This is a genomic window from Bradyrhizobium zhanjiangense, assembly GCF_004114935.1.
Lineage (GTDB): Bacteria > Pseudomonadota > Alphaproteobacteria > Rhizobiales > Xanthobacteraceae > Bradyrhizobium > Bradyrhizobium zhanjiangense.
Genome location: NZ_CP022221.1, coordinates 8,962,608 through 8,976,545 on the forward strand (window position 1 = coordinate 8,962,608; position 13,938 = coordinate 8,976,545).

The 13,938-nt window shown below is 64.2% G+C and carries 14 protein-coding genes and 1 pseudogene; 5 read left to right on the plus strand and 10 right to left on the minus strand.

Annotated features, from left to right (window positions below; genetic code table 11):
- Positions 1–39 precede the first annotated feature (39 nt).
- Positions 40–1,824 carry an acyl-CoA dehydrogenase family protein gene (locus XH85_RS42850; RefSeq protein ID WP_128936744.1) on the minus strand — a complete coding sequence of 595 codons (1,785 nt, stop codon included), beginning with the start codon at positions 1,822–1,824 and terminating at the stop codon, positions 40–42.
- A gap of 222 nt (positions 1,825–2,046) precedes the next feature.
- Between XH85_RS42850 and XH85_RS42855 the strand changes: the two genes are divergently transcribed.
- A complete protein-coding gene (locus XH85_RS42855; protein ID WP_128936745.1) occupies positions 2,047–2,748 on the plus strand; it encodes an SDR family oxidoreductase in 702 nt (233 codons plus the stop codon).
- Between the two features lie 156 nt (positions 2,749–2,904).
- Positions 2,905–3,735, plus strand: coding sequence for an enoyl-CoA hydratase (locus XH85_RS42860; RefSeq protein WP_128936746.1), 831 nt, complete (start codon positions 2,905–2,907; stop codon positions 3,733–3,735).
- A gap of 96 nt (positions 3,736–3,831) precedes the next feature.
- Here XH85_RS42860 and XH85_RS42865 read toward each other — a convergent pair whose 3' ends face one another.
- Both XH85_RS42865 and XH85_RS42870 read right to left on the minus strand, forming a co-directional pair.
- Positions 3,832–4,404 (minus strand): GNAT family N-acetyltransferase, encoded by a 573-nt coding sequence (locus tag XH85_RS42865; RefSeq protein ID WP_128936747.1) that lies wholly within the window; start codon positions 4,402–4,404, stop codon positions 3,832–3,834.
- 68 nt (positions 4,405–4,472) lie between these two features.
- Positions 4,473–4,676, minus strand: a complete 204-nt coding sequence (locus tag XH85_RS42870) for a DUF1127 domain-containing protein (protein ID WP_128936748.1) — start codon at positions 4,674–4,676, stop codon at positions 4,473–4,475.
- A 110-nt stretch (positions 4,677–4,786) separates the two neighbouring features.
- Between XH85_RS42870 and XH85_RS42875 the strand changes: the two genes are divergently transcribed.
- The gene (locus XH85_RS42875; RefSeq protein ID WP_128936749.1) at positions 4,787–5,686 is read left to right on the plus strand and encodes a transcriptional regulator GcvA; all 900 of its coding nucleotides are present in this window, start codon (positions 4,787–4,789) and stop codon (positions 5,684–5,686) included.
- A 147-nt stretch (positions 5,687–5,833) separates the two neighbouring features.
- Positions 5,834–5,968, plus strand: a pseudogene (locus XH85_RS42880) (citrate-proton symporter); the annotation flags it as partial.
- 189 nt (positions 5,969–6,157) lie between these two features.
- On the opposite strand, the gene XH85_RS42885 reads toward XH85_RS42880, so the two are convergent.
- The 4 genes from XH85_RS42885 to XH85_RS42905 form a co-directional block, all read right to left on the minus strand.
- A protein-coding gene (locus XH85_RS42885) for an IS3 family transposase (protein ID WP_128936750.1) occupies positions 6,158–7,326 on the minus strand; the annotation gives its coding sequence in 2 pieces (ribosomal slippage) (positions 6,158–7,038 and positions 7,038–7,326; 1,170 coding nt in all).
- A 388-nt stretch (positions 7,327–7,714) separates the two neighbouring features.
- Positions 7,715–8,128 (minus strand): Rieske (2Fe-2S) protein, encoded by a 414-nt coding sequence (locus XH85_RS42895; protein ID WP_128936751.1) that lies wholly within the window; start codon positions 8,126–8,128, stop codon positions 7,715–7,717.
- Entirely contained in the window at positions 8,128–9,237 is a 1,110-nt protein-coding gene (locus XH85_RS42900) for an amidohydrolase family protein (protein WP_128936752.1), read from the minus strand. The genes XH85_RS42895 and XH85_RS42900 overlap by 1 nt, the downstream gene beginning before the upstream one ends.
- 24 nt (positions 9,238–9,261) lie before the next feature.
- A complete protein-coding gene (locus XH85_RS42905; protein ID WP_128936753.1) occupies positions 9,262–10,320 on the minus strand; it encodes an amidohydrolase family protein in 1,059 nt (352 codons plus the stop codon).
- Positions 10,321–10,464: 144 nt separating this feature from the next.
- Here XH85_RS42905 and XH85_RS42910 point away from each other — a divergent pair, with 144 nt between their 5' ends.
- Entirely contained in the window at positions 10,465–10,947 is a 483-nt protein-coding gene (locus XH85_RS42910) for a CinA family protein (RefSeq protein ID WP_128936754.1), read from the plus strand.
- Between the two features lie 184 nt (positions 10,948–11,131).
- On the opposite strand, the gene XH85_RS42915 is transcribed toward XH85_RS42910, so the two are convergent.
- From XH85_RS42915 to XH85_RS42925, 3 genes are all read right to left on the minus strand, one after another.
- Positions 11,132–11,398, minus strand: a complete 267-nt coding sequence (locus tag XH85_RS42915; RefSeq protein WP_244551202.1) for a DUF1488 family protein — start codon at positions 11,396–11,398, stop codon at positions 11,132–11,134.
- 178 nt (positions 11,399–11,576) lie between these two features.
- Entirely contained in the window at positions 11,577–12,188 is a 612-nt protein-coding gene (locus XH85_RS42920) for a tetratricopeptide repeat protein (protein WP_128936756.1), read from the minus strand.
- A gap of 154 nt (positions 12,189–12,342) precedes the next feature.
- Positions 12,343–13,812 (minus strand): AMP nucleosidase, encoded by a 1,470-nt coding sequence (locus XH85_RS42925; protein ID WP_164939786.1) that lies wholly within the window; start codon positions 13,810–13,812, stop codon positions 12,343–12,345.
- Positions 13,813–13,938: the final 126 nt, after the last annotated feature.

Sequence of the window (13,938 nt, forward strand, 5' to 3'; positions counted from 1 at the left end):
CGGGGGACTCCACCTCTCCCTACGGGAGAGGTGGAGAGCCTACGCCGCCAGAACCAGTTCGCCAACCTCGCTCATGCCGGCGTCGCGATCGCCGAGCAGCAGCGCGGCGATCTTCTGCTGCACTGGATTTTCCGTCAGCCGGAACGGATCGCTCGGCGACACCCGGTGATCGATCACGAGACGCGACAGTAACAGCCGGCGCGCGTCGCCGCGCATGTCGTGGATGCGATGCCCTTCCCAGGCCAGCGCGACGGCGCTGGTGACATGATAGAGCAGGCTGGTGGCGCGACGCGCGTCCGCCTCGTTGTCGGCCTTGCCCGCGACCTCGCGTGCGAAGCCGACCGCACGATCGACAAGACCGCGCAGATTATCGCGCCAGGCCTGCGGCACGGACGCGCTGTCGTCGAGCCGGGCATGCAGATCCGCGGCCAGCGCGGATTCCGCGCCATGACGGCCGACCGCGCGCCGCAGCGCATCGATCGCGACGATGTTTCCGGTGCCTTCCCAGACCGAGCCGAGATGGGCATCGCGCAGCAGGCGGGCGGTGGCGAACTCCTCGATATAACCGATGCCGCCGCGCACCTCGAGCGCATCGCCGCAGACCTTTCGCGCATCGCGCGTGGCGCGGAACTTCAGCGTTGGTGTGAGAATGCGCAACAGCGCCGCCGCATCCTGGCTGCCGGCCTCGGCGCGATCGAGCGCGTCCGCGGTGAGGAAACTCATCGACAGCGCCTGCTCGACCGGCAGCATGATCTTCAGCATCTGCCGGCGACCGAGCGGCAGGTCGATGATACGGTTGCCGAACACCACGCGGTTCTTCGCGACCGTCATTGCGTCGTGATAGGCGCGGCGCATCAGCGCGGCGGATTTGACGCCATTGGAGAGCCGCGACGAGTTCACCATCTCTGCCATCTGCACGAAGCCGCGATCGAGCTTGCCGACCGCATAGGCGATCGCGCCTTCGAGCTTGATCTCGCCCGAGGCCATCGAGCGCGTGCCGAGCTTGTCCTTGAGACGCACGATGCGGTAGTGGTTCTGCGCGCCGTCATCGAGGAAGCGCGGCATCAGGAACAGGCCGACACCGCGGGTGCCGGGGCCGGCGCCTTCGGGCCGCGCCAGCAGCATCACGACCTTGGCGTCGGCATTCGAGCAGAACCATTTCTCGCCATAGAGGCGCCAATGGTCGCCCTCCTGCACCGCGCGCGTGGTCAGCGTACCGACGTCGGAGCCGCCTTCCTTCTCGGTCATGAACTGGCCGCCCTGCGTCAGCTTGCTCATATCCGTCTGCGTGAGACCATCGAGATATTTGGCCTTCAGCGCCTCACTGCCGAAATTCGCCAGCAGCTTGGCGCAGCCGTCGGTGACGTTGATCGGGCAGCCCATGCCGAATTCGGTCTGGTTGAACAGAAAAGTGAAGGCGTGTTTGGCGACCACGGGATATTTGTCCGGCCAACCCATGATGCCCTTGCGGATCGAGAGCGCGTGGATGCCGAACTCACCGAACGCAACCTTCTCCAATTCGCGATAGGCTGGATGATATTCGATCCACTGCACGTCGCGGCCGAACTTGTCGCGCTGATGCAGGATGGGCGTATGCCGGTCGGCAAGCCGCGCGCATTCGTCGAGCGGGCCGCCGGCGAGTTCGCCGAGGCGATCGAGATGCGGCTCGATATGGCGGAACAGCGTGTCCGGCAGATGGATGCGCAAGAGGTCCGTCAGTGCGGGATCGGCGCGGTAGAAATTCATGCCTGACGTGTCGGGCGCCAGCAGGCCGGACGGCTCGGCCGCGACACGTGCTGGCTGCGCTGGGACCGGCTTGTGCATGATCGTCCTCTTCGTTTCCGCCCGACGGCAATTCTTTGCGCTTGCCGCTTGGAATGATGTCGATCATGCTCCAGAGGCGGATGCGGATAAAGCCGCAAATCGTCAGGGCGGCATGATCGCCGCGGGGGAGCAACTCGCCCTGCGGAATTGTGACCGCCCCGGCTGGTTGTCCGCGCGGACCATGCATAGATCAACGGCTTCCTGTCTCCGAGAGATCACGCCATGGAACACCCAAAATACAAGATCGCGCTCATCGTCGGCGCCGGCGAAGGATTGAGCGCGTCGCTGGCGCGGCTGTTTGCCGCCCAGAACATCCGCGTCGCCCTTGCCGCGCGCAAGATCGAGAAGCTGGGCGCGCTCTGCACCGAGACCGGGGCCAAGGCCTATGCCTGCAACGCCACGGAGCCTGAGGAGGTCGAGCGGCTGTTCGGCCTGGTCGAGCGCGAGATCGGCACGCCCGACCTCGTCGTCTACAACGCCAGCGGCCGCACGCGCGGACCGTTCCTCGACCTGGTCCCTGCCGAAGTCGCGCAGGCGATCGCGGTCAGCGCCTATGGCGGCTTCCTGGTGGCGCAGCAGGCGGCCAAACGCATGCTGCCGAACAAGCACGGCGCGATCCTGTTCACCGGCGCCTCCGCCAGCGTCAAGGGCTATGCGCAGTCGACGCCCTTTGCGATGGGCAAGTTCGCGCTGCGCGGGCTCGCGCAGAGCATGGCGCGCGAATTGTCGCCGCAGGGCATCCATGTCGCGCATTTCGTCATCGATGGCGCGATCCGCAGCGCGGCGCGCACCGAGCCGGCCGACAAGCCGGACTCGATGCTCGACCCCGACGCGATCGCGCAGAGCTATTGGAACGTACTGCAGCAGCCGCGCAGCGCCTGGAGCTGGGAGCTGGAGTTGCGGCCGTGGGTGGAGAATTTTTGAGACGGTGTTTTGTCACAACAATCGTCACTGCGAGCGCAGCGAAGCAATCCAGGGATATCTCTGCGGATACAGACTGGATTGCTTCGTCGCCAGCGCAAAATTGCTTCGCAATTTTGTCGCGGGCTCTTCGCAATGACGGAAGAATAAGGGAGCGACATGACGACGGAAACCACCATCGATACCGGTACCGATGAACTGCTCTGCGTGATCCGCGACCGCGTCGCTGTCATCACGCTGAATCGGCCCGAGGCGCGCAATTCACTATCGGACACGCTCACGCCAGCGCTGCGCACGATGATCCGGAGCTGCGGCGAGAACCCTGATGTCGGCGCGCTGCTGCTCACGGGCGCGGGCGAAGCATTCTGCGCCGGCGGCAACGTCAAGGGCATGGGCGCGCATCGTGATCCGAACAAGCTGGAGATGTCGCTCGACGATCGTATCGCCGATCTCCAGGAGCGGCAGCGGCTGCTCACCGGCGCGCTGGTGTCGGTGCGCAAGCCGACCATCGCCGCCCTGCCCGGCCCCGCGGTCGGCGCCGGGCTCGCCATCGCCATGGCCTGCGACATTCGCATCGCCGCGCAATCCGCCTTCGTCGCCACCGGCTACGCCCGCATCGCGCTCAGCGGTGATTACGGCATCGCCTGGCTGCTGACCCGGCTGGTCGGCACCGCACGGGCGCGCGAATTGATGTTCACCGGCGATCGTGTCGATGCTGTCAGGTGCGAGGCCATCGGCCTCGTCAACCGCGTCGTGCCCGACGACAGGCTGCAAGCGGAGGCCTTCGCGCTGGCCAAATCGCTCGCCGAAGGCCCACGCCTCGCGCTGCGCTACATGAAGGACAATCTCGACGAGGCCGTGCTGTTCGACTTCGCGACCGCCCGGGATCACGAGGCCGAACGGTTGATCCGCCTCACCACGACCGCCGATCACAAGGAGGCGGTGCAGGCCTTCATCGAGAAGCGCAAGGCGGTGTTCACGGGGAAGTAGGCGGCGCAAAAAAATGCCCGGCAGCAAGCCGGGCATCGAGTGGTGTCAGGCCGAGGCTGAGGGGCTGTCGGCCTGACGGGAAAGCGCAGCGAGGCGCTAGCTCGCACAGGGAATGTCCTTCGGTGTGACCGCGATCTTCTTGTCGAAGCGCACCAGCTTCCAATCGTCGGGATGGTTGACGAAAGCGAAGCCGGATTTGCGGGCGAGCGAGATCATGGTCTCGTTGGAGCGCAGCGTCTCGCCGAAGATGCGCTCGGCGCCGAGCGCGGCGGCGCGGCATTCGAGATTCTTCAGAAGCGCGGTGGCAATGCCGTGGCCGTGCCAGCGGTCATCGACCGACAGGCCGAACTCGAGCGTCGCGGTTTCAGGATGCAGCGCATAGCGCATTTCGGCGACGATGGTCTCGAAGCCGTCGACCATCATGGTCGCGACCACGGTGAAGCGCTCGCGCTCACCGATCTCGAGGAAATCGTGCAGCAGCCCCTTCGGCAATTCGCTGATCGCGCCGAAGAAGCGGTTGTAGCGGGAGCGGGTCGAGAGCGAGCGGAAATAGTGCTGGAGCTCTTCGGTGTCGCGCGGCTCGACGAAGCGAACGGTGACGGCCTCACCCTGCCGGGTGCGCAGCGTATCCGAATATTGCCTGAGATCTTCGAGGCGAAGCGTGCTCATGACCGGCACCGTGCGAAAAGGGGACCGCCGGCGCCCCCACACTCAGGCGGCGCCGGCCTGGCGGCCTATCAGGCCCGCCAGAAGGGTTTGTCGGCCTCATAGGCAATGTCGGACCAGGACAGGCCGACGTCCTGCAGATCCCGGGCGGTCCAGTTGGTGAGCTCGCGCCTGTTACGGTAGCGCTCGTGCCAGAGGTGGAGGGTGTCGCCGATCTGGTGGAGCAGACTTGGCGCATGATGATTTGTCATCGAATTCTGGGTCAACGTAGACATCTTCAGCTCCTGGAGCTAACTTGACCGCTAATATCAGCTCTCTGTTGCGCCGCGACAAACGACAATTTGTACCTTTTCGCATGAAATAACGTCATGTATCCTGCTGCCAGATGACTGCCAGATTGCCGTCCCTGAACGGATTGCGGGCGTTCGAGGCCGCCGCGCGCCATCTCAGCTTCACGCTGGCGGCGGCCGAGCTGAACGTGACCCAGACCGCGATCAGCCATCAGATCCGGAGGCTGGAGGAGGAGCTCGGCATCCGCCTGTTCGTCCGGCAGAACCGCGCCCTGGCGCTGACGCCGGAAGCGCGGGATTACCTCCCCGGCGTCCGCGCTGCCTTCAACGACCTGCGCCTGGCCACCGATCGGCTGCTGCGTAAGGACGACGACAAGGTTCTGACGGTGTCGACGCTGGCTTCGCTCGCCGCAAAATGGCTGCTGCCGCGGCTCACCGATTTCCAGGAACAGCATCCCGGCATCGATGTCCGCATCACCACATCGACCAGCCTCGTCGACTTCCAGCGCGACGACGTCGATGCCGCGATCCGCTACGGCCGCGGCCAGTGGCCGGGCCTGCGTGCCGACTGGCTGATGGCGGACGAGCTGTTTCCCGTGTGCAGCCCGTCACTGCTGCGCGGCGACAGGCCGCTGCGCCGGCCGGAGGACCTGCGAAACCATCCGCTGCTGCACACCTCCAACGCCAATAGCGACGACTGGCGGCTGTGGCTGACGGCGGCGGGCCTGCCGGCCGATATCGCCAGGCAGCCCGGCATCACCTTCGACATGATCTTCATGACCATCCAGGCCGCGATCGACGGCATCGGCGTCGCGATGGGCCGGACCTCCTACGTCCAGGACGACATCGCCAAGGGCCGGCTCGTGGTGCCCTTCAAGATCGCGCTGCCGGCGGATGCCGGCTTCTACCTGGTCTCGCCGGAGGGCCGCCGCGAAGCGCCGAAGCTGAGCGCTTTCCGGAACTGGATGATCGCTGCAACGCAAAATAAAGCCTGAAAAATCATCAGCTTCCCCGGGCAAATCGATTGACTCGGCTCCCACCGTGCGGGAAGGGGTGAGGCAGATTGTCGCAGCCGCATCAATCTGTCGGCTGGCCGTGAGGATGAATTCCGGCCGGCCACGCCTTTCCAAGGGGAGAACGCCATGGCTGGATCAGCCGCATCGAATCCACCCGCGATCAAGTCGCGCATCGGCGCCATCCTGCGCGCCACCTCGGGCAATTTCCTCGAGCAGTTCGACTTCTTCCTGTTCGGTTTCTATGCCGCCGCGATCGGCAAGGAGCCGGTGGCGGGGCATTGAGAGGGCGTCATTCCGGGGCGCCTTTTCTTCGCCTCTCCCCGCTTGCGGTAGGGCTATCGCATATGGCGTGGATAATGCTTCGGCATCGGCAGTGGGCTCCCTCTCCCGCTTGCGGGGGAGGGCTGGGGTGGGGGTGCCTCTGATCTTCCCCCGAAAAAGTGGACGGGTTTAAGCGGCTTTTAGCTCCATCTCGATCGGGGCGATATATCCGATCGCGGAATGGAGCCGGGTGCGGTTGTAGAGGCCCTCGATGAAGGCGAAGATATCGCGCTGGGCCTCGGCGCGGGTCTGGTAGTCGCGATGGTGAACGAGCTCGGTCTTCAGGGTATGGAAGAAGCTCTCCATCGGGGCATTGTCGTAGCAATCGGCCTTGCGGCTCATCGATGCAACGATGCCGGCGCCCGTGAGAGCGTCGCGATAGGCGTGTGAGGCATACTGCACGCCGCGATCGGAGTGGTGGATCAATCCGGCCTGCGGCCGTTGCTGCTGGATGGCCATCGTCAACGCCGCGGATGCGAGTTCGACTTGCATGTGATCCCGCATGGCCCAGCCGACGATCTTTCGACTGAAGAGATCCATGACGGCCGCCAGATACAGCCAGCCCTCCGCGGTCGGGATGTAGGTGATATCGGCGAGCCAAACGCGGTTCGGGGCTTCCGCTGTGAAGTCGCGCGCGATCAGGTTCGGGGCGATCGGCAGGTCGTGACGGCTGTCGGTGGTGCGCACCCGGCGCGGCGGCGCCGTGATGGCGCGGATACCGTGCCGGCGCATCATCCGCTCGATCCGGCCGCGGCTGGCGCCACGGCCCTGCGTCCGCAGCACGGCATGGACGCGGGGACTGCCGTAGCGTCCGCTGCTGTCGTGATGGGCCTGCCGGATCGCAGCCAGCAGCGTGGCATTGGATTTGGTCCGCTGACTCGCCGGGCGATCGCGCCAGGCGTAATAGCCGGCCGGCGAGACCTCGAGCACGGCGCACATCAATCGTACCGGATAGGCGTCGCGATGGTCCTCGATGAAGCGGAAGCTCATGTCCGGGTTCCGGCAAAGATCGCGATCGACTTTTTTAAAATGTCGCGCTCCATGCGCAGCCGTTCGTTCTCCTGGCGCAACCGGGCGATCTCCGAAGCCTGGTCCGCCGACATCGGCGTCGCCTGCGTGGTGGGGCGCCACGCCGCCGATGCCGGCTGCTGCCCGGCCTTATCCACCCAGCGCCGCAGCACCGAGTCGCGCAGCCCGAGTTCCTTGCCTACCGACGTGATCGAGCGACCGCTCGACACCACCAGCTCAACGGCCTGGCGCTTGTACTCTTCGGTAAATGACCGACGTTGACGTTCCATTCGACACCTCCGGGCTCAATGAGCCTACTACAGGTGTCCACTCATTCGGAGGAGGTTCACTCCGCGTCGGGATTGTCGAGAATTGCGGAGGCGATCCCAGTGCGGTGAGAGCCCTCACCCGCCGCGCTCGGGACGATGCTTCGCATCGCCCGGGACGCGTCGGCCTCTCCCGCAAGCGGGAGAGGCGGAGCAAACTCGCGGGTGGTCCCCGCGAAATGCATATGCGATAGCCCTACCACTTGCGGGGAGAGGCCGGAATGCGCGCAAAGCGCGGATTCCGGGTGAGGGGGACTCTCCGCGAGTCCAACTCTCACCGTCCCTGCGGAGACTCCCCCTCACCCCAACCCTCTCCCCGCAAGCGGGACGAGGGAGGGTACTGACGCTGCGGCTACAGCTCCACCACCACGTAGTCGCTCTCGATCCTGACCGGGATCGTCTCGGCGACATAGGGCCCCTTCACCACGCTAGCGCCCGGTTCGACATTGGCCGGATAAGCCTTCACGCGGAAGCGGCGGGGGTCGCAGTAGGACTGCCCGGTGCGGATGTCGAACTCCCAGCCGTGCCAGGGGCAGCGGATGATCTCGCCGAGTTTCGTATATTCGATCTCGCCTGGATCCTTCGATTGCGCGAGGCCGATCAGCGGGCCCTCGCACAACGCCGCGCCCTGATGCGGGCAGCGGTTCATCAGGCCGAAATATTCGCCCTTGATGTTGAAGATCGCGATCGGCCGCCCGTCGATCTCGAGGAATTTTCGCGTGCCCGGCGGAAGCTCGTCGACCGCGGCAATCACATGACGCGCCATCAAGCCAGTCCGTAGAGCTTGCGCGCATTGCCGAAATAGAACGCCTCGCGATTGGTCTCGCTGACGCCGGCCGGCAGCACGCGTGAGGGCTCGTCATAGTCCCAATGCGGATAGTCGGTTGCGAACAAGAGCCGGTCCCAACCGATCCAGTTGATGACGTCGAACAGATCCTCGCGCCGCTCCGGGTCTTCCATCGGCTGCGTGGTCCACCACACCTGCTCGCGGATATATTCCGACGGCGGCCGCTTCACATGCGGCACCTCGCTGCGCAGCCGCTGCCAGGCCTTGTCGAGCCGCCACGCCAGCGACGGCGCCCAGCCGAAGCCGGCCTCGATCATCACCATCTTCAGTTTCGGGAAGCGCGCGAACACGCCCTCCAACACGAGGCTCGCCAGCGCCGATTGCTGGCACTGCGAGTGCCCGACCATCTCCTCGATGTAATAGGACGGCCAGCCCGACGGCGTGATTGGATTGCCGCCGAAGCCGAAGGCGTGCACGCCGACGGGAAGGCCGGCCTCTTCTGCGGCTTGATAGATCGGCCAATAACGGCGCTGGCCGAGCGGCTCGACATTGCGGCTGAGCAGCAGCACCTGCACGAAGTTCTTGTCGCCGGCACGCTCGCGGATTTCGGCGGCGGCCGACAGCCCGTCCTCATTGCCGACGACGATGGACGCCTTCAGCCGCTTGTCCTTGCTGGTCCATTTGTCGATCTGCCAGTCGTTGATCGCCGAGCACAGAGCGGCCGAGAGCTCATGATTGCGGATACCCTGCCCGGTGTTGAGCGGATTGAGCACGCCGAGCTGCACGTTGTTGGGATCGAGCAGCTGCTTCTGCATGAAGGAGAGAGAGGAACCTTGCGGGCCGCCTTCCGGCGGATAGGCGTCGCGGCGCGAGGCGTTGGGCTGTGCCTTCGGATAGGGCGGGCCGTCCATCATGCCCTGATAGGCATGGACGCCGTAGATGTCGAGGTGATGCTGCCAGCGTTTGGCGAGGTAGGGATAGAGCTCGGTGCGGGTGGCGCGGGCCGGATGGATGTCGCAATCCGCGATCGCGGTTTTCGCAGTCAGTGGGGAAGCAGCTTCGGAGCTCTCGCGGAACTGGATATTCATCGCCTTGCCTCCTTTGGCAGCGGGCTAAGTCAGGCGGGGATAGGTCGCATGCGGATTGTCGATCATGATCTTGTGCACGAGATCGGGGGACAGACCTTCGGGCAGCGCGTCCTGGCCGTCGAACTGCCAGTGCGGATAGTCCGTGGAGAATAGGACCAATTCGTCCGACTGCATATGATCAAACAGGCGAATTAATGTCTCAGGTTCCGGCGGCGCATCAAATGGCTGTAACGAGAAGCGGATGTTGCTGCGCACAATCTCCAGCGGCGCGCGATCGACCCAGGGCGTCTCCATCCGCACCCCGCGCCAGAACTTGTGCAAGCGCCAGAGATAGGGCGCGATCCAGGAAACGCCGGACTCAAGCATCACCATTTTCAGCCGCGGATATTTGGCGAACACGCCCTCGACGATCAGGCTGGTGAGCTGGGTCTGGAACGCCTGGGCCTGACCGACATAATCTTCGATGTGATAAGAGCCCCACCCCACGGCGGTGGGCGGATTGTGGTAGGCCGAACCGGCATGGATGCCGATCGGTAATTCCAGACTTTCCGCGGCTGCATAGATCGGCCACAGCGCGCGCTTGCCGAGCGGCGTGTCACCCATGACCAGCATGAGCACCTGCACGAAGCGGCGATCCTGCGCGCAGCGCTCGATCTCGGCGATGGCCTTCTCGACGCTTTGCGTGGGAATTACAATTGAGCCGCGCAGCCGCGGATCACGATCGAGCCATTCCGTCACGAGCCAGTCGTTCAGCGCGCGGCAGAAGGCCGCCTGCATGTCCTCGGAGAACACCATCTGCACGCCGTAGAGCGGATTGCAGATCGCGAGCTTGAGCTGGAAAAGATCGAGCACATGACGCTGCATGTCCTCCAGGCTTTCGCCGGGCTTGCCGTTCTCGGGGCGCCAATCGGGCCGCGCCACGATCGGCGAGTTCTTCGGATAGGATTGTGAGACGAGATCGACCATGCCGCGCGTCGTCACCTGATCGCGCCAATAATCGTTCAGGTGCGGCAGCAGGCTAGTCAGATGCGGCACGGCGGGATGCACGTCGCAATCCACTCCGCCGGCGATCAGGGACGCCATCACGTTTCCCTTCTCACGTTTCCACGCATGTCTCTTCTTGTACCCGCCATTCAAGCAGGCCTGCCCGCCGCCCGCAACTCGGCCAAGGCTTCCGTCATATGCTAGGAAGGCTGAGCACAGTTGCGAGGATCAGAGGTGAAGGACATGAAAGAGCTCGTCGGCATTGCGGAACAGGTCGCGGCCAAGCTGATCGCGCGAAATCAGACCATTGCGGTGGCAGAATCCTCGGCCGGTGGCCTGATCTCGGCCAGTCTGCTCGCCGTGCCCGGCGCGTCCGCCTATTTCCTCGGTGGCGCCGTGGTCTACACCCGCGACGCCAGGCATGTGCTGATGGATATTTCGGACGACGGCATGAAGGGCTTTCGATCCTCATCGGAGCCCTATGCGAAACTACTTGCTGAGCGGATGCGAACGCGCTTCGGATGCGACTGGGGCCTGTCCGAAACCGGAGCCGCCGGCCCCACCGGCAACCGCTACGGCGACGCCGCCGGCCATAGCTGCATGGCGGTGGCAGGCCCTGCGGCCGAGGTGATGACGCTGGAGACGGGCAACAATGACCGGCTTGCCAACATGCAGGTGTTCGCGGCGACGGCGCTGAAATTGTTGCTGAAGAAGCTGGAGGAGTAGCAGGCCGTTTGCGTTGATGGACCGGCCGCGCCTCATCTCCGGTGTCGTCCTGGCGAAGGCCAGGACCCATTACCCCGAATGAGAGTTGTGCGGATGGCGGAGCCACAGCTTCTTCAAACAATATAAGCCGGTGGCAATGGGTCCTGGCCTTCGCCAGGACGACATTGAGGGCGCGTTGTGCGCCTTACCGCCCCAAATGCCGCATAAAGATCCGCACCACATAGCCCTGAAACCTCGGCGCTTCGTCGTAGAGGTCTGACGCGATCCGCTCGATGGTCTCGCGCAGGGACAGGAACTGCGCCTGACGTGCGCTGCTTTCGGTGCCCTGCATGCCCGCAAGCTCGTCCATCGCGGCGTCGCTGATCTGGCACTGCACCACATCGCCGTCGTTCAGCATGGTGAAGCGAAAGGCCAGCCGTTCGAGGTCATGGCCAATGATCTTGTCGCGCATGAGTGGCATCAAGTCGTCCCGGTCGAGCCCCCGCGCCGGACAATGCTGAAAATTTCTTCGCTTGTCACTATTTGTAGGGTGGGTTAGCCAAAGGCGTAACCTACCTATTGTCGCAATAGTGGATTGCGCCGAGCGGACTGCGCTTCGTACGGCCGCGGGCCTGACCCACCCTGCGTTCTCAGTAAACGAGGGCCGCGCCTGTGGGTTTTTCCAGCGCGTTCGCCAGAGACTTGTACTCCTCGCAATCGGTCCCGCAGATCGCGGCGATGCGGCTCAGGTGAAACATTGCCTGCTCGCGGTTACCCTGCTCGAGCTGCCAAAGACCATAGTACTGCCAAGTCAGCACGTGATTCGGATCGGCCTTCAGCGCGCGCTCGTACCAAATCTGCGACCGCTTGTAGTCGCCGAGCTTGCGATATGAGTAACCGATGAGATTGGCGACGTTCGGATGATCGTCGTGGCCGAGCGCCTTCAATTGCTCGATTGCGACCGCATAATCGTTGCGCTCGTAGATCGTGTCATAGGCCGTGCGGTAACCGGCCGCGAATGCGGGATCACCGATGCTCGACTGGTTGTTCGGCTTCTTGCCTTTCTGGGTTGCCTTTGGGTCGGAGCGTTTCGGGTAGGTGGGCTGCACTTTCTGATCCGAATAGGCGCCCGCATAGGGATCCGTGGAGCTGGTGCCACCACCTCCACCGCCTCCTCCACCGCCCGCGGCCAATACCGGCGAAGCGAACAGCGCCGCTGCGAACGTTCCCAGCACGACGACTCTGGTCATTGCTGTGATCATTGCTGTCTCCTGCTTCTGACTACGCGGCCCCGGATGACGTGACAACCCTGCTATGGCGGCGATATTCCGGGATGATTGCGTTCTCACGGCGACGCCGGCCTCGGGCGTGCGACAGTCTTGCTGCCAGATCCTGCCGGCAAGCGGGACGGACGCGCTACTGAAACGCGACCTCGGCAAAGCTCCTCAGCTTTCGCGAATGCAGCCGCTCCGATTCCTGCTGTTTCAGCCGCTCCAGCGCCTTCAGACCGATCTCGAGGTGTTGTCCGACGCGGCGGCGATAGAACTCGCTGGCCATGCCGGCGAGCTTGATCTCGCCATGCAGCGGCTTGTCGGAGACGCAGAGCAGCGTGCCGTAGGGGACGCGGAAGCGGTAGCCGTTGGCGGCAATCGCGGCCGATTCCATGTCGAGCGCGACCGCTCGGGATTGCGACAAGCGGCGGATCACGGCCGGCCCGGAGATCTCCCAGTTGCGGTTGTCGACGCTCGCGACGGTGCCGGTGCGCATCAGGCGCTTCAGTTCAAAACCTTCCAGGCCGGTGACGTCCTCGACCGCCTCCTCGAGCGCAACCTGCATCTCGGCCAGCGCCGGGATCGGTACCCACAGCGGCAGCTCGCGGTCGAGCACGTGATCCTCGCGCACGTAGCCGTGGGCGAGCACGTAGTCGCCCAGCCGCTGCGTGTTGCGCAGGCCGGCGCAATGGCCGAGCATCAGCCAGGCATGCGGCCGCAGCACGGCGACATGGTCGGTGACGTTGCGCGCGTTGGATGGACCGGTGCCGATATTGATCAGGGTTATGCCGCGATAGTCGGGTGCGACCAGGTGGAAGGCCGGCATCTGCGGTGCGCGCACGGGCGCCATTCCGCTGATGGCGCCGCCATTGCACGTGATCACATTGCCGGGCGCGACGAAGGCATCGAGACCAGCCTCGCCGGATTGAAGCCGCTGCTGGCAGAGCTGCGCAAAGGCGTCAACATAGAACTGGTAGTTGGTGAAGATCACGAAGTTCTGGAAATATTCGGGATCCGTGCCGGTGTAGTGGTAAAGCCGACGCAGCGAGTAGTCGACGCGGGCCGCGCGGAACAAGGATAGCGGCTCGGGCGCGCCGGGTTGAAGCTCGAAGGTGCCGTCGGCGATCGAATCGTCCATCGTGGCGAGATCAGGCACGTCGAACGCATCGCGCAGCGATCGCGTGATGGCGGAGCTCTCGCTGGTAGTGATGGCGGCCTCGATGTTGATGTCGCGGCGATAGGCGAAGTGGATCGGGATCGGCTCAGTGGACTCGCCGATCTCGACGGGCACCGCGTGGTTCTGGATCAGGAGTCCGATCTGCTCGGTGAGATAGGCACGGAACAGATCCGGCCGCGTCACGCTGGTCTCGTGCACGCCGGGGCCATGGACGAAACCGTAGGACAAGCGCGAGTCCAGCCGCGCATGCGTCGCGGTGGTGAGACGGACGAAGGGATAGTAAGCGCGAACCCGCGTCGTGACCGTTTCGCCGCCAACGTAAGCCTCGAACCGATCGCGCAGGAATTTTGTGTTGCGCTCATAAATCTCTTCGAGTCGTGCGACCGCGAGGCCGGCGTCGGAGAAAGATTCGGTGGCGATGGAGGGTGGGGATTGCATGGTCGACCGCCGGGTTGCTGTTTGCAATCGCAGTATAGCAAACTGACAGCCAAGTCGTCATTGCGAGCGCAGCGAAGCAATCCAGAAATCTCTCCGCTGAGGCAGACTGGATTGCTTCGCTGCGCT